Source organism: Candidatus Eisenbacteria bacterium (genome assembly GCA_016867495.1).
GTDB lineage: Bacteria > Eisenbacteria > RBG-16-71-46 > CAIMUX01 > VGJL01 > VGJL01.
The window spans coordinates 119,245-142,622 of record VGJL01000001.1; the positions used below are offsets into that span (position 1 = coordinate 119,245).

Here is a 23,378-nt window from a genome sequence, read left to right on the forward strand (position 1 = left end):
CCTGCGCGGGGGAATCGGTCAGGCGGCACGCCGCCGATCGCCCCCGGTTCTTCGCTCGCGGTTCTTCCTCCGATCGGGGTTCAGCCTGATTGGCAGGCTCACGGTGAAGATCGCGCTCCATTCGTCGCTCGAGCGCACCCGCACCTCGCCCCCGTGCTCCTTCACGATCTGGTCCGCCACGGCCAACCCCAGCCCGCATCCTCCGGCGCGGCCGGCCGCAAACGGAACGAAGAGGGACTCGAGCATCTCACCGGGGATCCGATCGCCATCGTTGGCGATCTCAACCTGAGCCCATCCCTCGATGCTCCGCGTCGCGACGCGCACCCGATTCCCCTCCCGAGTGGACGCGGCCGCGTTCTTGAGGATGTTGAGGATGACCTGCTTCACCCGGTCCGGATCCAGCAGCATCGGTTTCCCGTTCCGCTCGTAGCTCTCGATCAGCCGCACTCCCTTCTCCCGCAGCTCGTCGACGACGAGCCCGACGGCCTCGCGGGCAACCGACGCGAGATCCACGTTCACGAGGCGCGGCGCGGTCCGTTGGGCAAAGAGGAGCTGCTCGGAAAGGAGGGATTCCAGACGCCTGATCTCCCGAACGATGATCGAGGCGTAGGACCGGTTCGGATCGTCGGGCGAGAGGCCCTTCTCGATCCGGCGCGCAAACCCCCCGATCCCGGAGAGGGGATTGCGGATCTCGTGGGCGACCTTGGCGCTCATCTCGCCGAGAGCGGCAAGACGCTCGCTCTGCAGAAGCATCCTCTCCATCTCGCGGACCCTGCGGTCGCCCTCCCGCGTCCGGTCCGAGAGCTCGGCCTGCTGGATCACGACGCCCGCCAATCCGGCCAGGGCGGCGATCAAGAGGTCATCCGGCGACGCGGCGCCGGCGTCGGCTTCCGTCTCTTCCCTGGCGGGCGCCCGGACAAAGATCAAGACGCCCAGCACCCGCTCGGTGGCCAGGAGCGGCAGACCCACCATCTGCTCCGGGCCATCGGCCGTGGCCTCGAGCGGGACGCGAAGATGGCGCCGCTCGCGCGCGACCTGCTTGGCCAGATCGGCGGCGAAAGGAAGCGGGTCGGGCCGCGCGCCGCGCGAGGCGAAGCTGGCGGCGATCCGGGTTCGGTCGGTTGCCTCCTCGTGGATCCAGACGCTGGCCCACGAGGCGGCGGCCCCATCGACCAGGCACCTGAGGATGCCCCGCAATCCCTCGTTCCTCACTCTGAAGCAAGGGAGCCCCGCCGAGAGATCCGCCAGCATGCTCAGCAAGGCCCGCGAGCGACCGAGCGTCTCGCGCTCATCCCTCATGCCGATCTCCCTTCCCGCCCAGATCTCGGAGGGAGCCAGATTTCCCTCTCACGCCGGGCGGGCGGTTGTCTATACTCCGGGTTGCCGTTCGACGCGGGCATGGCTCCCGCCGGGGAGCGGCCGGGCTGGGCGTGGGAGCCGACGGGACTCCGCCCGGCCCTCTAACGAGGCATCGCGCCCGTCCGCAGGCCGGGCGAGAGGACAGAAGGCGATGGGTTGGCTCAAGAAGGGTTTCGTCAGTCCGCAAACGGGGAGGAGTCCGATGGAGAAGCCGCAGGCTCAGAACCAGGTCCAGATTCCGATCGACATGAGCGATGTCGAAGGGACCTATGCGAACCTTGCGAACGTGCACTACACGCCCTCCGAGTTCATCCTGGACTTCGCGCGCTATCTTCCTGGCTCCCCCAAGGGGAAGGTCTATGCCCGGATCGTGATGACGCCCCAGAACGCTCGTGCCCTTCTGCGCCTCTTGGAGGCCCGCATAGGGGCCTACGAGACGCAGTTCGGCAAGATCCCCGGGCAGGGCGAGCCTGCCCACACTCGAGATATCGGCTTCAAGCCGGAGACTCCTTAGGGGGTTTCCCGGCTGAGGTGGGGCAGATGACGGGAGGTATTTCGATGTCCGGCTTGACGGTTTCGCAGCGCGGCCGTTCCGTTCCCCCTTCACCCATCCGCAAGCTCGTTCCGCTGGCCGATGAGTCCCGCAGGCGCGGGATCCACGTCCACGGACTCAACATCGGCCAGCCCGACATCCCTACGCCCGAGGCGATGTGGGAGGCCCTGCGCAAGGGGCTCCCGCGCACCCTCGCCTACTCCCCCTCCGCCGGGAACTCCGAGCTCCGCGAAGCCTTCTCGCACTACTACGCGACGCACGGCATCCGTCTGGCCCCCGCGGAGATCATCGTCACCGCGGGAGGCAGCGAGGCGATCCTCTTCGCCTTGGGAGCAGTGGCCGACGCGGGCGACGACGTGATCATCCCCGAGCCGCTCTATGCGAACTACATCGGATTCAGCCGTTTCCTGGGAATCGATGTGCGCCCCCTGACCTGCGACCCTGAGAACGGCTACCATCTCCCTCCGACGTCGGCGTGGGAGGCTCTCCTGACGCCCAGGACGCGAGCGATCCTTCTCTGCAATCCCGGCAATCCGACAGGGACGGTCTATGAGGACGCCGAGATCGAGGAGACGGTCTCCTTCGCCCGCAAGCACGACCTCTTCCTGATCGTGGACGAGGTCTACCGGGAGTTCTGCTACGACGGGCTCAAGCACCGCTCGCTCCTGACGCTCGAAGGGCTCGACGACCGCGTGATCCTCGTCGATTCGATCTCCAAGCGCTTCAGCGCCTGCGGCGTCCGGATCGGATGCCTGGCGACGCGCAACACGGAAGTGTTCGGCACCGCGCTCAAGTTCTCGCAGGCCCGTCTCTCCCCGCCCGGCCTCGGTCAGATCGCCGCGGTCCCCGCCCTCTCTCTTCCCCCCGCCTACTACGAGGGTTTCGTGCGGGAGTTCGAGGCCCGGCGCAACATCGTCGTCGAGATGCTAAAGGGCGCCCCCGGAGTCGTCTGCCGTCCTCCCAAGGGCGCCTTCTACGTGATGGCCCGCCTCCCCGTCGATGACGCGGACACCTTCGTTCGCTGGATGCTGACCGATTTCCAGAAGAACGGAGAGACGACTATGGTCGCGCCGGGAGACGGATTCTATGCGACGCCGGGCAAGGGGAAGCAAGAGGTCCGCCTCGCCTATGTCTTCGAGGAGGATGTTCTCCGCAGAGCGGTCGGTGTCTTCCTGGAAGGGCTGCAATCCTATCCGGGGCGGAACCGCTAGCTCCAACCGGCGCGCGGCTGGGCTAGCGGAGGCGGGCTGCGCCGGCTGCCGGCGCTCCGCCCGACGGACTCCGATCGAGCAGCCTGAGGAAGGCTCTTCCTGCCCGGGATCCCGCTCCGCCCGGCGGCAGCAAGAGACCCGAGAGCCGATCGAGAGACCAGCCGCGAACGGTGACGATGGCGAGCCTGTCCCGGCGCAAGTCCTCGGCGAGGGCTATCTCCGGGAGAACCGCCACGCCGAGCCCGCCGCGCGCCATCGTCCGCATGACCTCGGGGCTCGAGACCTCCATCGCGACGCGGGGCCGCAATCCCCTGGAGACGAAGTAGCCTTCGATCAGGTCGCGGGTCACGGAGCCACGCTTGTGGGCGAGCAGGGGCGCCTCTGAGATCTCTCGGAGCGAGACGCTCCTCCTCCCCGCGAGGGGATGAGTCGGGGAGGCGACGAAGCAGAGCCGGTCGCGGAAGAGCGGCCGGACCGGCCCGGGAGGGTCGGGAATCGGCAGGGTCGCCAGAGCGAACTCGATCTCCCGCGCCCGGACCCCCTCCGCAAGGGCGAGACTCCCCTCGCTCACCAGCTCCAGACCGACCCCGGGATGCCTCTTTCTGAAGACCCGCAGCAGGGGCGGCAAGCGGTGCTCCAGGATCACATCCGTGGAGCCGAAGCGGAGGGTTCCCTCAAGGGGGCCCCGCCGCAAGTCCCCCTCGATCGATCGCAGCTCGTCGAGGACCTTCCTGGCTCGCTCGAGGACCGTCCTACCCTCCGCCGTGAGCGCCACTCCGCGCGCGCGCCGCGCGAGAAGCTGCACGCCGAGCTGCCGCTCCAGGCGCGACACTCGGATCGAGACGGCGGGCTGGCTGACGCCGAGCGCCCGCGCGGCGGCGGTCAAGCTCCCCGATCGGGCCGCGGCGTCAAGGCAGCGCAAAGCGAAGAGATCGATTCCCTTCATCGCTATCCATACGATTCCTTTATGGCGACTCTAATGACTATGCCATGGAACAATGCCTGACGGAAGCGCCAACATCCTCCAGACGAGTCCGGCGGGCCATCCCGGTCCGAGGCTCGCGGCGAAAGGAGTCGAACAATGAGCGTCACCATCCAGCCTGCGGACGGAAGACTCGGGGTCCTCACCCCCGGCTTGGGGGCCGTCACCACCACATTCATCACCGGAGTGGAGTCCCTGCGCAAGGGGGCCGGGATCCCTTATGGGAGCCTCACCCAGATGGGGACGATCCGCCTCGGCAAGCGGACGGAGGGGCGCTCCCCCTCGATCAAGGACTTCGTTCCCTTGGCCCCCCTGGAGGGCATCGCCTTCGGCGCGTGGGACCCGATTCCGGATGACGCCTACCGTTCGGCCAAGGTGGCCGGCGTTCTCCGCGACGAGCACCTGGACCCCGTCCGATCGGAGCTCGAGGCGATCCGGCCGATGCCCGCGGTCTTCGACAACCGCTTTGTGAAGAAGCTCCAGGGGACGAACGTGAAGAAGGGCAAAAGCCTCATGGAGATGGCGGAGGCCCTCCGGGAGGATATCCGGAGGTTCAAGTCGGAGAATCGCTGCGACCGCTTGGTGATGATCTGGTGCGCTTCGACCGAGATCTTCCTGAAGCCCTCGGCGGTCCACCAGACGTTGCAGGCCTTCGAGGATGGGCTCCGCCGGAACGATCCGGAGATCGCTCCCAGCATGGTGTACGCCTACGCCGCCCTCAAGGAGAAGGTCCCCTTCGCCAACGGCGCCCCCAACCTGACGGCCGACATCCCGGCGCTTGGCGAGCTGGCCCGCGAGCAGCATGTCCCGATCGCCGGCAAGGACTTCAAGACCGGCCAGACCCTGATGAAGACGATCCTCGCGCCAGGATTCAAGGCGAGGCTCATCGGGGTCTCCGGCTGGTTCTCCACGAATATCCTCGGCAACCGCGACGGCGAGGTCCTTGACGATCCCGAGTCGTTCAAGACGAAGGAGGAGAGCAAGCTCTCGGTGCTCGATTCGATCCTCCAGCCTCATCTCTACCCCGAGCTCTACTCCTCCCTCTACCACAAGGTCAGGATCAACTACTACCCGCCCCGCGGAGACAACAAGGAAAGCTGGGACAACATCGACATCTACGGATGGATGGGCTACCCGATGCAGATCAAGGTGAACTTCCTCTGCAGGGACTCGATCCTCGCCGCGCCCATCGTGCTCGACCTCGCCCTCTTCATGGACCTCGCGCAGCGGGCCGGCATGCGCGGGATCCAGGAGTGGCTCTCGTTCTACTTCAAGAGCCCGATGCATGCCGAGGGACTCTATCCCGAGCACGACCTCTTCATCCAGCTCATGAAGCTCAAGAACACGCTGCGCTGGATGAAGGGCGAGGAGCTGATCACGCACCTGGGGATCGAGTACTACGACTAGTCAGATACAGCCAGCCGCAGGCCCCTTCAGGCGACTGCTCTTGCGGAGTTTCCGCCTAGGCAGAAACTCCGCGGTCGCCTTGGCGTCGCCCTTCTGGGCCTCCGGCTGGCGTCCTCATCCGGCCGACACAGGATTCTCGAGAACTCCTATGCCGTCGATCTCGACTCGGACGACATCGCCGGGCTTCATGAAGACGGGCGGGTCGCGAAAGACCCCCACGCCGGCCGGCGTCCCGGTGGCGATGATGTCTCCGGGAAGAAGCGTCATCTGGTGGCTGATGTAGGAGACGAGGTCTCGCGGGGGAAAGATGAGCTGCGAGGTCGAGCTCTCTTGCATCTTGCGCCCGTTCCAGAAACAACGAATGCCCCGATCGCACGGATCGAAACCCTCCGCGGCGACAATCCACGGCCCGCAGGGGCCGAAGCTGTCGAAGCTCTTGCCGCGGAAGAACTGCTTGTCGCCGAACTGGGCCTCGCGTCCGGAGACATCGTTCATGATCGTATAGCCGAGGATGACGGCGTCGGTTTCATCGGCCCGGACCCGCCACGCCCGCGCTCCGATGACGATCGCCAGCTCCGCCTCGGCGTCGACCCTTCCCTCCTGGGGCGGCACCCGGATCGGATCGCCGCTTCCGATGAGGCAACTGGGCGCCTTGGAGAAGAGGAGGGGGGAATCGGGAGGCTTCTTCCCCTGCTCCAGGGCATGGTCTCTGTAGTTCAGGCCGACCGCGATGATCTTCGATGGGTTCGGGATGACCGGACCCAGACGCTGGCCCGCAAGGGGGGACCAGGCCTCCGGGGGCGACTCGAGCGCAAGGGCGCGCTCCTCTCCGAGAAGACCATCCTCGAGGATCTCTCGCCAGCTCTCCCCCTGGCATGAGAGACAGAGCGCTGCGTCATCGGAGACCCAGGCCGGCCTCTCCATTCCGATCGGTCCGACGCTTGCCATTCGCATCCTGGACCCTCCTCTCGCCCCGCTAAGGCCGCGGGCGCGTCTTCCACCGGCGATGCATCCAGAACCATTGCTCGGGGTAGCGGCGGATGAACGCCTCGAGATTCCTTGTGAGGATCTCCGTGTGGCAGCGGATATCCTCCCCCTCGTCCTCCCCGCGCGGCACGAGAAGGGGCGGCAGGAACTCCGCCCTCAGGCGGCCGTCCGGGAGACGGACGGCGAATCCCTGCAGGATCGGCACGCCGAATCGCCTCGCCAGCCGCACCGGCCCCACCGCGGTCGAGGCGGGGCGCCCCATCAACTCGACGAAGACCCCGTCGCGCCCGGCGTCCTGATCGCCGACGATGACGACCAGGTTCCCTTCCCTCATCGCAAGGATGAGATCCTTCAGTCCCTTCTCCGCCGGCAGGGTGCCCACGCCCAGGCGAGCGCGGATCGAGTCGATATACGCGCCCGCCAGCTTGTTGTGGTGCTCCCCGACGATCGCCTTGGTCCGGTGCCCCAGGGCCGCCGGGAGCGAACCCAGCCATTCCCAGTTCCCGAAGTGGGCGGTCAGAAGGATCGCTCCCCGGCCGGCCGATGCCACCGCTTCCAGATGCTCCCGATGCGCGACATCCCCCATCGCGAGCCTCGCCTCGCGGGGGAGCCGATTCATCCGGGCCAGATCGACCGAGGTCTGAGCGAAGCTCCTGTAGGCGCCCCTCGCGATCCGCCGCCGATCGGCATCCGTCCTCTCGGGAAAGGCAGCCTCGAGATTCCCGAGCGTCACGGACCGGCGAATGCGAACGACATCGAATGCGAGATCCCCGAGTCCGCGGGCCAGTGCGCGCCCGGAACGTGCCGAGAGCCTCGATACGACGCCCACGAAGGCGCGCAGAAGGGCATGCTCGATCCGGTCGCTAAGCCCCACTAGGCGCCCCTTCCCGCCTTCGCGTAGGACATGCCGTGCAGCCGGCGCACTCGGCCCGAAAGCTCCAGCCTGCCGAGTGAAGGCAGGATCTCCTGCGCGGAGCAAGCCAGGCGGCCGCACAGGCTGTCGAGCGAGCGGGGACCCGAGGCGAGCGCCCCCAGGATGCGAGCATCGAGCCCTTCGGCCGCAGTCTCAGCGTCGCATCCACCATCGTCTGCAGACAGCCCGCCCGGGGCAGGCACGCCAAAGCGCTCGATGATATCGGCGGCGGACGTGACGAGAATCGCCCCGCTTCGCAGGAGCGCGTTCGGCAGGATCGATCCCTCCCCCACCGGATCGCGGGGAACAGCCCCCACGTCCCGCCCTATGGCGAGGGCATGATCGACCGTCGAGCGCGCGCCGCTGCGCCCGCGACCCTCGACCACGACGATCATCCCTCCCAGCGCGGCCAGGATCCGATTGCGGCGGGGAAAGTGGAGGGGCCGCGGCTCGACCCCCAAGGGAAACTCGCTCACGAGCGCCCCCGAGAGAGCGATCGCCTCGCCGAGCCTGGCGTGGCTGGGCGGCGTGGGGCGGTCGATGCCCCCGGCGAGGACCGCGATCGTGCGGCCGCCGGCCTCGAGCGCGCCGCGGTGAGCGGCGCCGTCGATTCCGAGGGCGAGCCCGCTCACGATGGTCATTCCCGCCATGGCCAGATCCCGCGCGAGCGACCGGGCGAGCGACAGACCCGCGTCGCTCGCGTATCTCGCTCCCACGATCGCCAGCGACGGCGCGGCGGGATCGTGCAGCCTTCCCCGCACGTAGAGGACGGCCGGCGGGTCCGCGAGCTCGGTCCAGAGCCGTCGGAGCCAGGGGTGGTCCTCGGGGGTGAGGATCTCGACCCCCCGCCGCGTCGCTTCCTCCTCGATCGCCGCGGCCTCCTCGATGCCGGGCCGCGCGGCGGTCATCTGCCGGAGATCGGAAGGACGAAGGGCGAGATCGCCCGGGATCCGGTCGGGGCGGACTGGCAGCTCGGGAGGCGATCCAGGGCAGGATCGCGCCACGGAGGCGAGCGCGAGCGGCCTGAGATCGTGACGCAGCGACCAGGCGATCCACCGGAGCCGCCTGAGGCGCGGCTCAGTCATCGGTCTCCTCCGCCGCCGGGTCCTCCGAACGAAGGACGAGCCATTGGCGCGGCCACGGGGAATCCCCAAGAGCCTCCCCCCGGTCGATCCGCTCCGCGAAGCTCCGCGTCCCGCTTGGATCCGACTGCGATTCCGGCGCGGCCTCCGGGACGCGCGGCTCCTCGCAGCGATCGAGAAACTCCCGCAGGGCGCGGAGGAGGTTCTGGATGCCGCGGCCGGAGTGGGCCGAGAAGGCCAGAGCCTCTTGCCCGGCCACGCGGGGCGGCGACCATGAATCTCCGCGCAAGTCGGCGCGACTGAATGCTACGAGCCATGGACGCCGGCATAGAGCGCCGCTCCAGCTCTCGATCTCCCTGCGAAGGATCTGAAGATCCTTCTCTGGGTCCTCCGAGATGCTGTCGAGCAGGAAGAGCAGGACGCGGGTGCGCTCGATGTGCTTCAGGAAGCGGGCTCCCAGTCCGCGTCCCTTGTGAGCCCCCTCCACGAGACCCGGGATGTCGGCCATCACGAAGGCGTAGAACTCTCCGCCGGGGACGATTCCCAGATTCGGCTCCAGGGTCGTGAAAGCGTAGTCGCCGATCTTGGGCCGGGCGTTCGAGACGCGCGAGAGCAACGTCGACTTCCCCACGTTGGGCAGACCGACGATCCCCACGTCGGCGAGCAGGCGCAGCTCAAGCAGGAGGTCCCTCGCCTCCCCTTCCCCCCCGGGGGTGGCGAATCGCGGCGAACGCCTTGTCGAGGACTTGAAGTGGACGTTCCCCTTGCCGCCCTTCCCGCCTCGGGCGACGAGGAAGGAGTCGCCGGCGACGACCAGATCCGCGACGAGCGCTCCGGTCTCCGCGTCGCGGACCACCGTGCCGGCGGGAAGGCGGATCAGGTAATCGCCGCCGCGCCTTCCCGAGCACTGCTTGCCCGAGCCGTTCATCCCTCTGCCGGCCTCATGAAGAGGCCGGTGTCGCAGATGCAACAGGGTTCGCATGTCGGGATCGACGATCAGCACGACATCGCCGCCGTCCCCGCCGTCTCCGCCGTCAGGGCCTCCGCGCGGAACGAACTTCTCCCGGCGGAAGCTCACGCATCCGTCGCCCCCGCCGCCCGCGACGACGCGGATCCTGGCCTCATCGACAAACATCGATCGGGATTCCGCGGGGAGGACGTCGCCTACGGACTGGGTTTCGCGTTCTTTGCGGACGCGTCGGGCTTCTTGGCATCGCCGGACTTCTCCGTTGCGGGCTTCGCCCCGGCATCCCCGCCGCCCCTCTCCGCCTTGGTCTTCGCGCGGTATTCGGGACTCCGGTAATCGGTGGCGTAGAAGCCGCTTCCCTTGAAGAGGAGGCCGGCTCCGGCGCCGATCCGCCGCCGGACCGCTCCCCTGCACCTGGGACATCTCTTGCGCACGGGATCGGTCATCTTCTGGAACAGCTCGAACTCGTGTCCGCACTTGTCGCAGACATACTCATATGTGGGCATCGACTACCTCTCGAAAGGACCTTCCTCAGGAGCCGCGGACTGGACCGAGCTTCTCCAGCGCGCCGCGAAGCAGCCCGAGACCCGTCTCCAGCGTCTCCTCCGAGGCAGCGAAGGAGATCCTCAGGTACTCCGGCGCATGGAACGCCCCGCCGGGCACGGTCGCGACGCCTGTCTCGTCAAGCAACCATGAGACCAACTCGGCATCGGAGTTGAGTCCCCCGCCTCCCTTTCGCGCGCCGAGGAAGGAGGAGACGCGCGGAAACAGGTAGAAGGCTCCCTCGGGCTCGAAGAGATCGAGGCCGGCCGTGCCGCGGAGGATCCGCATGACCAGATCGCGACGCCGCTCGAAGACGGCGCGCATCGCTTCCGCGTGCCGGCCGGCCGCCTGAAGCGCGTAGCGGCTCGCCTCTTGCGAGATCGAGCATGGGTTCCCGCACTGATGGCTCTGGATCGCGGAGGCGGCCGTGATCCAGTCTGCCGGTCCCGCCGCGTAGCCGATCCTCCAGCCCGTCATGGAGAAGGCCTTCGAGACGCCGTTGACGATGGCGATCCTCGCTCGCAGGGCGGGCTCGACCGTCGCCAGGCTGACGTGGCGGCGCCCATCGAAGAGAATCCGCTCGTAGATCTCGTCCGTGATGATCCAGAGCCCCGCCTCGAGGGCGGCGGAGGCGACCGCGCGCAGATCCTCCTCTGTATAGACTGCTCCCGTCGGATTGCACGGGCTGTTGAGCAGCAGCCCCACCGTCCGGGGCCCGACGGCGGAGCGGAGCATCTCTCCTGTCAGGCGGAACCCGTCCTCGAGCCCAGTCGCTACGAAGCGCGGCTCGGCCCCGAGGAGATGTATCATCGAGGGGTAGCTCACCCATGTGGGCACCGGAACGATGACCTCATCGCCCGGGCTCAGCGCCGCGGCCAGGAGGTTGTGGATCGAGTGCTTCGCCCCGCTCGAGATCAGGATCTCCCGCGCCGGGTCGTAGGAGAGATGGTTCTCGTCCCGCAGCTTGGCGGCGACCGCCTCCCGCAGCTCGATCGTGCCCATCGGCGAGGTGTAGCGCGTCTTCCCCTCCCGGATGGCGGCGATCCCCGCCTCGCAGACCTCTCCCGGCGTGGGGAAGTCGGGCTGACCGACCCCGAAGTTGAAAACCCGGCGCCCTTGCCTCGTCAACTGGCGCACTTTCTCGTCCACAGCCCCCGTCTCCGAGAGCCCCACCCTCGATGCGAAAGTCCCGATCCTCACCGACTCCTCCTCCCGCTACCGCGGGGCTTCGCTCCATCTCCTTGGCGCATACGGGCGCTGAGCATCCTGGCCACGGACGGCGCGACCAGCTTCGAGAGGTCCCCGCCGTGCCTGGCAATCTCCTTCACCAGCGTCGAGTTGATATAGGAAAACTCCTCCGTCGGCATGACGAAGAGCGTGTCGATCTCGGGCCAAAGCTTCTGGTTCATGGTCGCCATCTGGAACTCGTATTCGAAGTCGGAGAAGAAGCGCAGACCCCGGATGAGGCTTCGCACGCCCCGAGCGCGGGCGAATTCCACGAGGAGCCCTTCGAAAGGCTCGATCTCGATCCGCCGTCTCAACGACCTCGGAATAGAGCAGGTGACCATCTCGATCCGCTCCTCCAGCGTGAAGACCGGCTGCTTCCGCTGCCTGTCCGAAGCGGCCACGGCGATGAGGACACGATCGAAGATGTGCAGGGTCCGCATGAGAATATCGATGTGACCGAGAGTCACCGGATCGAAGGTCCCCGGAAAGATCGCTGTGCGCTGCTTCACTTGCCCTCCCATGCGAAGAAGACCAGGTTGGTCTCGCCGACCGCGTGCGTCCTGTAACGGTGGAGCCGGCCGACGGTCTCGGCCGGTTGAACAGCATGCTTCGACGTTTCCACAACGAGCACTCCATCGGCGGCAAGCAGCGCGCCGGGACCCGAGCGGAACGCCCGCGCGATCCAGTCGCGGTCCGCCTCCGCGTACGGCGGATCGGCGAACGCGTAGCGGAACGATCTGCCCTCTTCCTCGAGAACCTTGACCCCCGACCCGACCGAGGCCGCGAGGACCCGGCTCCTCGCCGACAGGCCGAGATCCTCGATGTTGCCCCTGAGGAGGCGAAGGGCGCCCGGATCGCGCTCGATGAAGCATGCCTCGGCCGCCCCGCGGCTGAGCGCCTCGATTCCGACGGCCCCGACTCCGGCGAAGAGATCGAGGACCGCCGCTCCCTCGATCGCCTCCGCCAAGATGTCGAAGAGGACTTGGCGCACGTGCCCTTGCGTCGGCCTGAGGGTCTTGCCCGGCGGCGTCCTGAGCGTGCGCCCCTTCAGCTCTCCGGCAATGACCCGCATCATGCCCTGCTGCCCCGGAGCAATGCGATGGCCGATGAAAGCTCATCGCAGATCGCGTCGATTCCCTTGCCGTCCGTGTCGACGACCAGCTCGGCTCCCCTATAGAGATCCTCACGCGAAGACAGGAGGGAAGGCAGTACGAGCCTCGCCGCGGCGCCCTCCCCCAGGGGCCGCGCCGGCGCCCCCGGGGCTCCGATGCGCCTCATGATCTCCGGGAGGGACGTCTTCAGCCAGACGGCGACGCAGCGATCCTCGAGGGCGGCTCTGTTGCGAGGATCGATGAGGGTCCCCCCCCCGCAAGCGATGATCAACCCCTCGCCGGCGCAGAGATCGCGGAAGATCCTCCCCTCCACCTCTCGGAAGTAGGGTTCGCCCCGGGCCGCGAAGATATCGCTGATCGGGAGCCCCTCCGAGCGCTCCACGAGGAGGTCGACATCATGGAAGGGAAGCCCAGTTCTGCTGCTCAACGCCTGCCCGACGGTCGTCTTGCCGGCCGCCATGAATCCGATCAGAGCCAGATTCGGGGCGGGAATCATGGCTTCTGCCCGCCCTCGGCCGGCTGGCCCGCATCGGGGGGCGCGGCCCCCGTCTGCGGCCTCTCCCCAGCGCCCGTCGCCGGCTCCGGCCCATCGGCCGGTTCGCTGATCTCGACCGAGGCGAGCGGGCGCTTCTGGCCTTCTTCGGCCCTGTGCCTCTCGTAGAAGTCGTCCGGCTTCACGACCTCGGTCGATCTGCGGACTGAGTCCTCGACCCCGCGCAGCGTACGCTGCAGATCGCCAAGGCCCTTTCCAAGCGTCCGCGCGATGTCAGGGATGTGGCGCGGACCGAACAGGACAAAGACGAGGAGCAGGATGAGGAGCAGCTCTTGAGTCCCGACGTTGAACACCGATCGACCTTCTCCCTTGTGCCACTGAGACCTTCACCATGCTACCAGAAGCGCCGGCGCCCGCAAGAAGGCGGGGGGCCCTGTCGGACCCCCCGCCTGAGGTTTCAGCTACCGTGGAAAGGCTAGAAGTTGAATTTCACCCCGACCATGTGGTTGTCGTCGAAGAAGTCGTTCACGAGGCGCAGGGCGTAGTCGAAGTTGAGCTTGCTCTGGCCGCCCAGCGGGAGGGCCACTCCGAGGCCGAACGCCGGGCCGTAGAGGTAGTCGTCGTTGCCGCTCAGGGTCCCGCCTCCGCGCACGAAGAACTGGTCGTGATAGGCGAACTCCGCCCCCAGATTGACCTCGTCGTCGTTGAAGTTGTTCGACTGGAAGCTACCGTACCCCGCGACCATCCCGATGTCTGTGAGCGGGTACTCGTAGCGCCCGCCGAACTCGATGTAGCTCGGCAGCTCGAACGGCGCGGAGAGCGACGAGAGCGAGCGGTCGCCCGCCTGGGGGTTGTCCGAGGTCCGGTGGAAGCTCTCGAAGTCGGCGCCCGAGAACCTCATCGTGGGGCCGATGTTCTTCAGCGCCAGTCCGAACGAGACCCCCTTGGGGCCCGGCCGGTACTGGATCCCGATGTCGAACGCGACCCCCGACGCGTGGGCTTGAAGAACCGACTCCGAAATGAGCTTGCCGGTGAGGCCGATCGTGACCTGATCGGTCATGTAGCGCCCGTAGGAGAGACCGAGGATCGAGAAGTTCGGCGAGAAGACCCTCCCGGTCCCTTCCGGCGCCAGTTCGGTCGTTTCGATGATGTCGCCGATCGAGAGGACGTCGGCCGTCACCGCGATCGTCCCGAAGCTGGTCTGCGCGGCGACGCCGACGTAGTTCTTCTTCATGTCGGCGATGTAGGTGAGGTTCGAGAAGAGAGCCTCGACCCCCCGCACGCCGGAGATGGCGGCGGGATTCCAGTAGAGCATCTCGAGTCCGCCCCAGTCGGCGACGGCGCCGTCGCCGATCGCGAGTCCTCTGGGGCTGTTCGGGATCAGTAGCTCGGAGGCACCCGCCGTCCCGATCCGGTCGGAGTTGCCCGCGAAGGCCGCCGCCACGAGAGCCGTGGAGAGCAGGACCGCCGCAGCCAGGACAAACTGAACCTTCATCGCGTATCCTCCTTTCCCTGGTTCTAGAAGCGATTCAGCCGTTCTTTTTCGACGAAGACGGCAAGCTTGCCGACATGAGCGCCGACTCCCTTGGCGTCCACATGGAAGATGTAGATCCCGCTGGCAACCGGTATCGCCTGCTCGTTCTGGAGGTCCCACTCGAGGATCGAGCTGACCTGGTCCTCCGCTCCCTCCTTCTCGAGCGTCCGAATCAGCTCGCCGGCCAGATTGAAGAGGCGAATCGTCGTCGGCACGTTGGGCAGATTGATGAACCGCACCACCCGATTGAACTGATCCAGCTCGTAGGCGCTCTGGTTGAGATAGGGATTGGGGACAGCCCGGATGCGGCTGAGATCGTACCCAACGACATCCCCCGCCCTGTCGCCGGCTGCGTAGGTCCTGAAGCGGAACTTGTCCGCCGGGGTGTTCGGCTTCGTCGTCGAGAACTTGATGACGGTGCCGTCCGGCGGCATCTGGAGAGGATCGGCATCCGACCAGACGACGAGCCTCGCGAAGAGCTCGACTCCGGTTGGATTCTGGCCCCACTCTCCATCGCTCACCTCGGCCACGACCTGCTCCCAAGTGAATCCCTCGCCCAGCGTGTTGGCGTAGATCCAGTCCGTGGCGCGCTCTCCGTAGTGTCCGTCGACATTGTCCTCGGGGAAGTCAAACTCGTTGGGGGAGGCGCCTCCTTCGACAATCAGAGGCACCAAGCGCACTTCCTCCTGCGTCAGGGGATCTACCCAGTAGAGGCCGAAGGGAAGCGGGCGCCATCTCGCGTCGTCCAGCCACCACCAGCCCCAGTTGTTCACGAAGTCATAGTCCCACTTCATGATGATGTCGTTGGCCGTGTGGTTCGCGTTCAGGGTTCCGTCTCGCATCAGACGGCCCTCGCCGCCGTCGCCGCCGCCGCAGGAGAGCCCCCAGTCGGCCGTGGAGTTGTAGCTCCACCAGAGGTCGTTGCCAGGTCCGCCCCAAGCATCGGGCTCAACCGGCGTTCCCCCGCCGAGGCCGTCCCCGTGGATGATCTCATCCATCATCGGACGCGACGGCTCGCGCTGGTTCCGCTTGAACCCGGGCGCGGGTCCGAGGACGCGGACCATCATCCCGTTCACGATCGGGTAGCCGTACTCCTCGGGATCGGGGGACTGGAACTCCTGTCTTGCCAAGAGCGTGTCCTCTGATCCGCTCCTTACGAGATCCCAGACCACCTTCGTGACCTCGTGCTCGTCCTCGATCTCGACGACCTCGCGGAAGGTCACATCGTACTCGGCGTTCTCCACCAGCGAAGGGTCGATGAAGACGACCTCGACCGAGCCGTCGCTCGTCCCGCTCATGCGGACGATCTCACTGCTCGGCAATCGCAGCAGGCCCGATGAGGCCTTCGGCGTCACCGTGACTCCCTGGGGAGAGTTCTCGAGCGTCGGCGAGATCCATCCCAGCTGATTCTCCCCGACGAAGAAGGGCTCGATGTTCCTCACGTCATATGAGTACGACGTCACGGCGAAGAAGTAGTCCAGGTAGTTAACCAACTGCCCGCCCTTGATCGCGTCCTGCGCGATGGTGATCTTGTGGGTCAGGCCGCTGTCCGAGCCTCGCTGGACAATGACCCTCTGGGTGCCTCCCGCCCCGATGTCGAAGACATCGCCATAGATCAGGGCAACCGCGTCGGCCACGTCCCAGGTGTAGATCTTGTGCCACGGGCCCGCTACCGATTCCCCTTGATAGAGGTTGTAGCCCTGGTGGTGGTACTCCTGGTCCAGCTCCTCGCTCAGATCCACATGTCCGAGCGCGTCCGTCGACCAGATGAGATCGACCGATCGATCCCCCGGCAGATAGTACATCTGCGGCCTCGGCGGGGAGGACGGAAGCTGGAAGTTGATGTCGAAGACCGCCTGCGCCTGCTCGTCGTAGAGCTTGAGAAGCTCGAGGCTCTCCAGCCTATCGGCCCCCTGCGCGATGATCAGCCCGGCGACGACCTCCTGGCTGTCGCCCGGGGCCATCGAGAAGGGGCCGGAAGAGAGCATCAGCCGGCGATCCGCCGCGTTGGTGTCGAGCCACCCGGTCCCGGCGACGGGATCGCCGGCGACCATGTAGCGCGTCGGCAGATTCGTCGTCGGATCGATCTGTTGGCCTCCGAGCGGATCGAGCCCCAGCATGTAGTTGTAGGACTGAGAGGCGGAACGGGGATCCGTTCCATTGATGTACTTGTTGAAGGACGTCATCGGCAGGTTCCTGTAATCGGGAACCGCCCGGCCGCTCACGTAGGCGGTGTCGCCGGGGCTGGGCACGATGGGTCCTTGGAAAAAGTCGAAGCCGACCGCCGGAGGGGCGCTCTCGTAGATCTCGTCGTCGTTGGTGTCGTTGTAGCAGTAGCCCAGGGAGAGAAGCGTGTCGCAACCGACCAGATCGTCGTCGGCCCCTCCCAGGTCCGGGTCGGACCAGAGCGAGATGAAGCAGTCCTCGAGCGTCTCGTTCCCCCGGTTGATGATCTTGAACTTCACGAAGACCATGTTCCCCAGAGGGGCGGGGCGATCGAAGGCAAAGGTGGTCTGCTGGATTTCGATGTTCTGCGGCGCCGTCGCGCCGGCGTTGTTCGTATGGCCGGAGGGATCGGCATCGTTGTAGACCGCCCAGAGCGTCTGATCGCCCACGAAGAGGGGCCTGCCCTCTGCGTCCACGGGGGCGCCATCGGCGATCGGCCAGTTCAGGTAGTCCTCCGATTGCGTGTCCCCCTTGACAATCTTGTAGACCCGAAGACGGGCGTCCGCCGGATTGTCGTAGGTGATCGTGCTGCCCTCGTTGTAGATCCGTCCGGGCTGGTACTCGAGGTCGTACTCCGCGACCGTGACCCTCACTTCCCCTTCGGCCTTCGACCCGAACCAGAGGCCGCATGCATAGACGGCGGCCTTGTTGGTTCCGCGCGGGAAGAAGGTTCCCGAGGGGCCTCCCTGCGATTCGAGATCTCTCCCGAACCCGCCGCTGTTCGTCACGAACATGTCGATGTTGTTGACATCGATACGGGTGTCGTTGTCGACGACGAGGGGAACCAGCAAGCCGGCGACTCCCCCACCCACGACGGCGGCGGCCGGAAGCGGCCCGGCAAGCAATCCAGCCAGGATCAGCCAGGCCAGAATCCACCGGTATGGCCGAATCATAGATCCTCCTTGTTCAAGCGCCTGCCTCGAAGAGGCGACATCCATCTGGCGCTTCATCTAGAAACTCGTCCTGAGTCCGAATCGGACCATACGCGGGCTGTCGTAGTTGTTCGGGTTTCTCTGGGCCAGGCCGTAGAGACCGCGCTCCTCATCCGTGGAATAGGAAAGCGCTCCCGTCGGCGTTGTCAGCCAGCCGGTCTCAGCGGGATCCCCAGACGAGCTGTAGACGGCGACCGGGTTGACCCTGTTGAGGACATTCAGGACCCAGAGGTAGGCGTTGATCTCGTACCTTCCGAAGGCGAAGCCGCGATCGAGCTTCATGTCGACGCGATTGCGCCAGGGGCCGTAGAGCGAGTTGATCGAGCCCGAGGGCTGGATCGTGACCGCCGCCAGCGTAACCTCGTCATAGGCCTTGGTGGGCGTGTACGGATTGCCGCTGCTGATGTTGATCAGCACGTTGACTCCCATCTTCTCGAAGGGGCGAAGGCCGCCGATCACCGGCCCCTGTCCCTTCTCGAAACGATAGTCGACGTTCGCCGAGATCTTGTGGCGTTGATCGAAGTCGAGGGGCGCGGTCTGCTTCGGCGCGATCCCTCCCGTCCAGGCGATATTGCGCTGGGAGTTGGCCACGGATCCCGTCCCGTTCGCGAAGGAGTAGGTGTAGTTGAGCTGCGCGGCGAGATTCGAGGTCCGGCGCAGGTCGAAAGCGAAGTCGACTCCCTTGATCGTGCCGTAGTCGGTGTTGCGGAACGAGGAGTAGGAGTTCGGAGATGAGCGGATCGACTGGACCTGGACGAGGTCCTGGACGTTCTTGTAGAAGGCGGTCAGGTCGATGCGCGCGCGCTCCGAGACCTGCTGGGTGAACCCGACCTCATAAGCCGTCGTCGTCTCGGGGGTCAGGTTCGGATTCCCGAAGGGGTAGTAGTACCCTCCCTCCCTCACCTTGTACTCGCCATAGACGAAGCCGGTGTAGAGGTCCTCCAGGTTCGGCTGCTGGAAAAAGATCCCGTAGTTGGCGTGGAACTGCGTCCTCTCGCTCACGGGGAAACCGACTCCCAGGCGAGGACTCAGCTTATGCCTGACCTTGCTGTCCTCGAGGTCCTCGGGATCCAGAACGGCCCGGTCCTCGCCGAGGGGCAGCTCCTCGTTCGCGAAGATCTTGGTGTCGACATCCAGGTAGTCGTAGCGCAGACCGGCATTCAGGATGAACTGGTCCTTCTCGTACTTGTTCTGCACATAGAAGGAAGCGTCCTTGGGATGCTTCGCTCCGTCCAGTCCCCTATCGAGAGGCTTCTCGGGATCGTCGAGCGCATATCCGAAGCGATCGACGTCCACGAGTCCCTGCGGCGTTCGCATGCGGTAGGGGAAGAGATGCCGGTAGCGCCGCAGGGTGTGATCGCGGTACTCGGCTCCCACCTTCGCCTGGTTTGTCGGCGTCCACTGGACCGTCATGTCGCCCTTGAATCCAAAGTAGGACGACTCCCGATGAAGATAGTCGTCCCAGACCGAGGCGGTGCTGTCGCTGTAGACGTAGGTCGTGTCGCTCCCCACGATCCGCTGGAGGTCCTCAGTCGGCCCGTACCAGAAGAGGGGCGTCCCGGGATCGTAGGTCGGATTCCCGTCAGGACGGCTGTAGGCGTCAAGGTCCTTGAAGTAGCGGCCGTCCCCGCGGAACCGCTCCGTGTAGAACCAGTTCGCTCCGAAGGAGTAGAATGTCCGCGGGTTGATCGTGTGCGTGAAGGTTCCGAAGAGGCTCTTGTTGGTGTCCTGATAGCGCGGTGTGTGCGGCAGGTTGAACAGGTAGGAGTGCCGGTACTCCTGCCAGTCGTCCCTCGAGTTGAGCGTGCCGACGCGGATCTTGTATGGAGCGCCGAGCTGCCAGGTGCCTTTCGCCTGCCATGTGTAGCCGGACAGATCGTTGTTGGGAAGCCTCCCGTCCTTGTATAGCGCCTTCTGTTCGCCGGTGAAGCCGAGCTTCTCGATCGGCTTCGGAGCGCGGTCGCGCTGCCAGCGGCTCTCGCCGCTCAGGAAGAAGGTCAGCTGATCCGTGCCCGGGATCACCGGACCTCCAAGAGAGGCGTCATAGATGTTCCAGTCGTAGCTCTTGGCGCCTAGCCATTCGCCGATCCTGTTGTCGGTGACGACCTCGACGCTGCCGAAGTATTCCGGCTCTCCCTCCCGCGTGATGACGTTGACCGCGCCGGACATGATCTTCCCGTACTCGGCATTGAAACCGCCCGTCATGACCACGATCTGGTCGATGGCGTTCTGGTTCACGGAGGTGGTCGAAAGCCCGGTCAAGGGGTCCTGCTGCGAGAACCCGTCCACGTAGTAGGCGACCTCCTCCGCCCTGCCCCCCCGCACGTAGAGACGAGGCGCGTTGCTCGCCTCGGCCCCCACGGGGGTCAGGCTCTGCGCGACGATGCCGGCCTGCTGGCTTGCGACGTTCTGGTATCCCCTCGCGGGGAGATTCTCGACCTCCTCGCGACCCAGGAACCGCGTCGTGCCCGTGAGGTCCTTCTGGATGAGCGGCTTCTCGGCGCGGATCTCGACGGTCTGGACCACGCCCAGCACCGTCTGTTCCAAGGCGAAGTCCGCCTCCGTCGTGAAGTCGGGTGCGACCCGCACGTCACCCAGGACCACTGGCTTGTAGCCGACTAGGGTCGCCTGCAGCTGGTAGGTTCCGGCCGGAACGTTGAGGACGAAGTAGCGCCCCGCGGCGTCGGCCGTCGCCCCCATCGTTGTTCCGACGATCGTGATGTTCGCACCGGCGAGCGGTTGGCCGCTCTCCCTGCCGGTGACGACCCCTGAGATCTTCCCCACCGTTCCCGCCCACGCTGTCGAGACCAGGATCGGCCCCAGCAGCAGCAGGAAGGCAAGTCGGTGGAGACGGTTCTGCAGGAACATACGCCCCCCTTCCGCTCACAATGAGCAGGCTGTGGACTCCTTGTCCGATCGGACCATCCGGCCCGCGACTCCTCCCAATCCAAGCACCTCCGCGACGAGAAGTTATTCGCTTGGAACCCAAGAGCTTAGGGCGGCAGCAAAGTAGTCCCGCCGCAGACCGGTGTCAAGCTCTTTTCCCCTGCCGGTCTGGGCCCCCGCGGCACTGCGCGAAAGGAGTCGTGCGAAACGCACCCCCGGGAGCCTCCCGACCCTCTATCGGCGGGGCAAACCTCAAGCTTTCGCACTAGTTAGCCGATGAACAGGCATGGAATGGAAGATGCTCGCCGCAAGGGAGTTCCGGCCTCCGCCGGCCGGAGATGCGCTCTCATGGCAAGGGGGTGAGCGGCAGGTGAGATCGAAGAGCAGGCGCCAACCTATAGCTATCCAAGGGTTTACGCTGGTCGAACTCATGATCGCCTTGGTGATCCTCGCCGTGGGAATTCTCGGAGTCGGACAGATCTTCGCCGTCTCGGGAAGGAACGCGGCCATGGGGCGGGCGGAGACGACGGCAGTCAGCCTAGCCCGGGAAATCCAGGAGAAGATCATGAGCGAGTCGGTGGATCAGGTTCCCATGGTGTTCGATGGGGTCGACACCACGGAGCCCTCGACCGTCACCCTTCCCTGTGAGGAGTGGGCGGCTCACATCAGCGAGCAGCTCGGCCCGGGAGCGAGCGGTCGGCTCGACGTGTTCGATTCCGACTCGGATGAAGAGATCCTACCGGGGATGTTCTCCGTTCTCGTCCGGATCTCGTGGCCGTCCCGCGGCGACACGCTGACGCTTCCCCTCCGGTTCGCGATCACGGACATCGGCCACTGATCCGAAGGATGGAGCCGTCCATGAAACCCCACGATCCCATCTTTCTCGGCCCGCGCGCCGGGAACACCCTGCTGCTCGCTCTCCTCATCCTCGCGGCGCTTGCCATTCTCGGGGGCTCGATTGCCGTCGTCACGATGGGCGACCGGAATCTCTCGCGCTACGAGCGTCACAGCGTCGAGGCGCTGGCCGCCGCCGAGACCGGCGTGGCCTTCGCCAAGCGGAGCATCAAGGACCTCGTCGCGCCCATGGCCGACGAGGACTCCGACGGGCACCCGGACTTCCGCCTCTCGGACACGCTTTCCTGGGACGGAAGCTACCACGTCATCGCCGAGGCGAGCGACATCAAGGGCGTCGGCATCACCGCCTATCAGGCGAACGGCTTCACGATCGTCTCGGAGGGGGAGTTCCGCGGCGCCAAGCGTCGCGTCAAGGTGGAGATCGTCCACGACAGCTTCCTCAAGTACGCCCGCTTCACGGCGCTAGGTGACCTGACATACGCCTGTGACGCGAACATCACCGGGGAGGTCTACGTCTATGGAGATCTGAACGTCCCCTGCGGTTGCGCCTCGGGCCGTCATGATCGATTCCTCGAACTCGTCTCGGTGGTGGGCGACATCCCCAACGCGGGTTGCGCCGACTTCTTCCGCGGCTACGTGACCGACGCGGAGCCCATCGACCTGCAGAACTCCTTCGACTGGGGCGACGTCCGCGACAAGGCCCGCGGCCTGGGCGCCGACAACGCCTGCGAGAAGAAGGGCAACATCGGCGTCTACATCTCGCTTCCAGGGACCGATCCCCTGGGCCTCGCATCGCAGGCATCCCCCAACCAGAACGTTCTCGTCTTCGAACGCTTCGACTTCCAGGATCTGACAACGGCGCCGCCGGACACGGTCGTCCGCTACAACGGCTCGCTCGTCATCAATCCGCAGACGGGGCAAGCGCTCCGTTTCTCGGACTTCAACGGGATGATCTTCTTCGAGGGGGACGCGTCGATCCGCGGCACGCTCGACGGGGTCAGCGCGCGGAGCATGACCGTGTACGCAACCGACGACATCTGGATCCGCCACAACCTGATCACGGGCCACTCGGGATACGATCCGACGACCCGTCTCCCCAACAGCACAGGCGACCCGGTCAATCTGGGGCTCGTCGCCGAGGACTACCTCTACCTGCACGCCAACACGCCGCGCGTGCTCCGCGTGGACGCGATGCTTCTCTCCCGGACCTCCACGTGGGCGGGCCAGGGAAGCGAGGCCGATCATCCCACCGCCGGGCCCGGGCCTCTCGATCTCGATCTGGATGGGATCTTCGGCGAGAGCCCCCGCAACAATGACCCGGTCGCGGGCGAGGGGTGGGACGAGACAGTCATCAATTCCAACACGTGGGTCCTGAACATCAGCGGGGGGATCATCACCAACGTCGGCGGAAACGCGGCCCCCTGGAACAACTCCGGCGTCCTGGCCAACGCGAGCGGCCCCACCCGTCGCTACAACTACGACCTGGACCTGACAAGCTATCCGCCCCCTTGCTATCCCGTGCCACTGAATCTCTACAGGGACGTCTCCTGGACCGAGATCACTGACGTCCGCCCCGAGCTGGCCAGCCACTTGCCCGACTGAGCGGAGGATCGGACGCGATGACTCGCCCCGCAAAGAACCTCGGCTTCACTCTCGTGGAGACGATGGTGATCGTGGTGGTCCTGGGATTGCTCCTGGCCGCCTCGATCCCCGACTTCGCCGACTCGAACCGGCGCCGGCGCGTCGAGGCCGCGACCGATCAGATCGCGACGGCGCTCCAGATCGCGCGACAGCGCGCGATCGCGACCCGCGTCCCCCACCGCGTCGTCCTCGATCCGGAGAACCGCGCCTACTGGACCGAGCGGTCGCAGAGCGACTCCACGTGGGTCATGGATCCCGACGAGATCCGGACTTTGCCGACCGCAGTCAACTGGTCCTCGAGCGCCGGGGGCGATCCCGAGAACCTGGATATCGAGTTCGAGAGCAGGGGAACGGTCCTTGCCGAAGACGCGCCATTCACAGCCGTCTTCAGCAACGCCCATGCCGACACGTTCGCCATCTCCCTCGTCCGAACCGGCCGACTGACCATATGCGGCGCCCCTTGAGCGA

General features: G+C 66.0%; 21 protein-coding genes. 6 read left to right on the plus strand and 15 right to left on the minus strand.

Translation table 11 applies throughout. The annotated features are described in order from the left end of the window. Positions 1-18: 18 nt before the first annotated feature. Positions 19-1,299 (minus strand): hypothetical protein, encoded by a 1,281-nt coding sequence (locus FJY88_00505; protein ID MBM3285822.1) that lies wholly within the window; start codon positions 1,297-1,299, stop codon positions 19-21. Between the two features lie 262 nt (positions 1,300-1,561). Here FJY88_00505 and FJY88_00510 point away from each other — a divergent pair, with 262 nt between their 5' ends. Both FJY88_00510 and FJY88_00515 read left to right on the plus strand, forming a co-directional pair. After that, positions 1,562-1,873: a DUF3467 domain-containing protein gene (locus FJY88_00510; protein ID MBM3285823.1), complete on the plus strand. Its 312-nt coding sequence runs from the start codon at positions 1,562-1,564 to the stop codon at positions 1,871-1,873. 44 nt (positions 1,874-1,917) lie between these two features. Beyond that, positions 1,918-3,123 carry a pyridoxal phosphate-dependent aminotransferase gene (locus tag FJY88_00515; protein ID MBM3285824.1) on the plus strand — a complete coding sequence of 402 codons (1,206 nt, stop codon included), beginning with the start codon at positions 1,918-1,920 and terminating at the stop codon, positions 3,121-3,123. 22 nt (positions 3,124-3,145) lie between these two features. Here the strand turns inward: FJY88_00515 and FJY88_00520 are convergent, their stop codons facing one another. Beyond that, positions 3,146-4,069: a LysR family transcriptional regulator gene (locus tag FJY88_00520; protein MBM3285825.1), complete on the minus strand. Its 924-nt coding sequence runs from the start codon at positions 4,067-4,069 to the stop codon at positions 3,146-3,148. Positions 4,070-4,204: 135 nt separating this feature from the next. Between FJY88_00520 and FJY88_00525 the strand changes: the two genes are divergently transcribed. Then, the gene (locus FJY88_00525; protein ID MBM3285826.1) at positions 4,205-5,512 is read left to right on the plus strand and encodes an inositol-3-phosphate synthase; all 1,308 of its coding nucleotides are present in this window, start codon (positions 4,205-4,207) and stop codon (positions 5,510-5,512) included. Between the two features lie 114 nt (positions 5,513-5,626). Here the strand turns inward: FJY88_00525 and FJY88_00530 are convergent, their stop codons facing one another. From FJY88_00530 to FJY88_00590, 13 genes are all read right to left on the minus strand, one after another. Continuing rightward, positions 5,627-6,436, minus strand: coding sequence for a fumarylacetoacetate hydrolase family protein (locus FJY88_00530; GenBank protein ID MBM3285827.1), 810 nt, complete (start codon positions 6,434-6,436; stop codon positions 5,627-5,629). Positions 6,437-6,488: 52 nt separating this feature from the next. Continuing rightward, a complete protein-coding gene (locus FJY88_00535; protein MBM3285828.1) occupies positions 6,489-7,493 on the minus strand; it encodes a lysophospholipid acyltransferase family protein in 1,005 nt (334 codons plus the stop codon). Beyond that, positions 7,373-8,497: a DNA-protecting protein DprA gene (gene dprA / locus FJY88_00540; GenBank protein MBM3285829.1), complete on the minus strand. Its 1,125-nt coding sequence runs from the start codon at positions 8,495-8,497 to the stop codon at positions 7,373-7,375. Before dprA ends, FJY88_00535 begins: the two co-directional genes overlap by 121 nt. Beyond that, the gene (gene obgE / locus FJY88_00545) at positions 8,490-9,629 is read right to left on the minus strand and encodes a GTPase ObgE (GenBank protein MBM3285830.1); all 1,140 of its coding nucleotides are present in this window, start codon (positions 9,627-9,629) and stop codon (positions 8,490-8,492) included. Before obgE ends, dprA begins: the two co-directional genes overlap by 8 nt. A gap of 29 nt (positions 9,630-9,658) precedes the next feature. Beyond that, entirely contained in the window at positions 9,659-9,967 is a 309-nt protein-coding gene (locus FJY88_00550; GenBank protein ID MBM3285831.1) for a zinc ribbon domain-containing protein, read from the minus strand. 25 nt (positions 9,968-9,992) lie between these two features. After that, positions 9,993-11,204: a pyridoxal phosphate-dependent aminotransferase gene (locus FJY88_00555; GenBank protein MBM3285832.1), complete on the minus strand. Its 1,212-nt coding sequence runs from the start codon at positions 11,202-11,204 to the stop codon at positions 9,993-9,995. Continuing rightward, positions 11,201-11,752 carry a pantetheine-phosphate adenylyltransferase gene (gene coaD, locus FJY88_00560; protein ID MBM3285833.1) on the minus strand — a complete coding sequence of 184 codons (552 nt, stop codon included), beginning with the start codon at positions 11,750-11,752 and terminating at the stop codon, positions 11,201-11,203. The genes FJY88_00555 and coaD overlap by 4 nt, the downstream gene beginning before the upstream one ends. Continuing rightward, positions 11,737-12,306, minus strand: coding sequence for a 16S rRNA (guanine(966)-N(2))-methyltransferase RsmD (rsmD, locus tag FJY88_00565; protein ID MBM3285834.1), 570 nt, complete (start codon positions 12,304-12,306; stop codon positions 11,737-11,739). Before rsmD ends, coaD begins: the two co-directional genes overlap by 16 nt. Continuing rightward, a complete protein-coding gene (locus tag FJY88_00570; protein MBM3285835.1) occupies positions 12,303-12,839 on the minus strand; it encodes a shikimate kinase in 537 nt (178 codons plus the stop codon). The genes rsmD and FJY88_00570 overlap by 4 nt, the downstream gene beginning before the upstream one ends. Beyond that, a complete protein-coding gene (locus FJY88_00575; GenBank protein ID MBM3285836.1) occupies positions 12,836-13,189 on the minus strand; it encodes a hypothetical protein in 354 nt (117 codons plus the stop codon). Before FJY88_00575 ends, FJY88_00570 begins: the two co-directional genes overlap by 4 nt. A gap of 122 nt (positions 13,190-13,311) precedes the next feature. Then, positions 13,312-14,331 (minus strand): PorV/PorQ family protein, encoded by a 1,020-nt coding sequence (locus FJY88_00580; protein ID MBM3285837.1) that lies wholly within the window; start codon positions 14,329-14,331, stop codon positions 13,312-13,314. Between the two features lie 23 nt (positions 14,332-14,354). Beyond that, on the minus strand, positions 14,355-17,489 hold the full coding sequence (locus FJY88_00585; protein ID MBM3285838.1) for a hypothetical protein: 3,135 nt from the start codon (positions 17,487-17,489) through the stop codon (positions 14,355-14,357). A 57-nt stretch (positions 17,490-17,546) separates the two neighbouring features. Further along, complete coding sequence (locus FJY88_00590; GenBank protein ID MBM3285839.1) at positions 17,547-20,396, minus strand: TonB-dependent receptor; 2,850 nt, start codon at positions 20,394-20,396, stop codon at positions 17,547-17,549. A 304-nt stretch (positions 20,397-20,700) separates the two neighbouring features. Between FJY88_00590 and FJY88_00595 the strand changes: the two genes are divergently transcribed. From FJY88_00595 to FJY88_00605, 3 genes are read left to right on the plus strand one after another with little or no spacing between them, the layout of a single operon-like run. Then, positions 20,701-21,252 (plus strand): type II secretion system protein, encoded by a 552-nt coding sequence (locus tag FJY88_00595; GenBank protein ID MBM3285840.1) that lies wholly within the window; start codon positions 20,701-20,703, stop codon positions 21,250-21,252. 20 nt (positions 21,253-21,272) lie between these two features. Then, positions 21,273-22,871 (plus strand): hypothetical protein, encoded by a 1,599-nt coding sequence (locus FJY88_00600; protein ID MBM3285841.1) that lies wholly within the window; start codon positions 21,273-21,275, stop codon positions 22,869-22,871. A 17-nt stretch (positions 22,872-22,888) separates the two neighbouring features. After that, positions 22,889-23,374 (plus strand): hypothetical protein, encoded by a 486-nt coding sequence (locus FJY88_00605; GenBank protein MBM3285842.1) that lies wholly within the window; start codon positions 22,889-22,891, stop codon positions 23,372-23,374. Positions 23,375-23,378: the final 4 nt, after the last annotated feature.

Coding starts and splice junctions, on each gene's coding strand:
- FJY88_00525 (MBM3285826.1), top strand. CDS start 4,205: ATGAGCGTCACCATCCAGCCTGCGGACGGAAGACTCGGGGTCCTCACC.
- FJY88_00590 (MBM3285839.1), bottom strand. CDS start 20,396: ATGTTCCTGCAGAACCGTCTCCACCGACTTGCCTTCCTGCTGCTGCTG.
- coaD (MBM3285833.1), bottom strand. CDS start 11,752: ATGGGAGGGCAAGTGAAGCAGCGCACAGCGATCTTTCCGGGGACCTTC.
- FJY88_00530 (MBM3285827.1), bottom strand. CDS start 6,436: ATGGAGAGGCCGGCCTGGGTCTCCGATGACGCAGCGCTCTGTCTCTCA.
- obgE (MBM3285830.1), bottom strand. CDS start 9,629: ATGTTTGTCGATGAGGCCAGGATCCGCGTCGTCGCGGGCGGCGGGGGC.
- dprA (MBM3285829.1), bottom strand. CDS start 8,497: ATGACTGAGCCGCGCCTCAGGCGGCTCCGGTGGATCGCCTGGTCGCTG.
- FJY88_00605 (MBM3285842.1), top strand. CDS start 22,889: ATGACTCGCCCCGCAAAGAACCTCGGCTTCACTCTCGTGGAGACGATG.
- FJY88_00595 (MBM3285840.1), top strand. CDS start 20,701: ATGGAATGGAAGATGCTCGCCGCAAGGGAGTTCCGGCCTCCGCCGGCC.
- FJY88_00520 (MBM3285825.1), bottom strand. CDS start 4,069: ATGAAGGGAATCGATCTCTTCGCTTTGCGCTGCCTTGACGCCGCGGCC.
- FJY88_00515 (MBM3285824.1), top strand. CDS start 1,918: ATGTCCGGCTTGACGGTTTCGCAGCGCGGCCGTTCCGTTCCCCCTTCA.
- FJY88_00580 (MBM3285837.1), bottom strand. CDS start 14,331: ATGAAGGTTCAGTTTGTCCTGGCTGCGGCGGTCCTGCTCTCCACGGCT.
- FJY88_00505 (MBM3285822.1), bottom strand. CDS start 1,299: ATGAGGGATGAGCGCGAGACGCTCGGTCGCTCGCGGGCCTTGCTGAGC.
- FJY88_00570 (MBM3285835.1), bottom strand. CDS start 12,839: ATGATTCCCGCCCCGAATCTGGCTCTGATCGGATTCATGGCGGCCGGC.
- FJY88_00510 (MBM3285823.1), top strand. CDS start 1,562: ATGGAGAAGCCGCAGGCTCAGAACCAGGTCCAGATTCCGATCGACATG.
- FJY88_00600 (MBM3285841.1), top strand. CDS start 21,273: ATGAAACCCCACGATCCCATCTTTCTCGGCCCGCGCGCCGGGAACACC.
- FJY88_00585 (MBM3285838.1), bottom strand. CDS start 17,489: ATGATTCGGCCATACCGGTGGATTCTGGCCTGGCTGATCCTGGCTGGA.
- FJY88_00550 (MBM3285831.1), bottom strand. CDS start 9,967: ATGCCCACATATGAGTATGTCTGCGACAAGTGCGGACACGAGTTCGAG.
- rsmD (MBM3285834.1), bottom strand. CDS start 12,306: ATGATGCGGGTCATTGCCGGAGAGCTGAAGGGGCGCACGCTCAGGACG.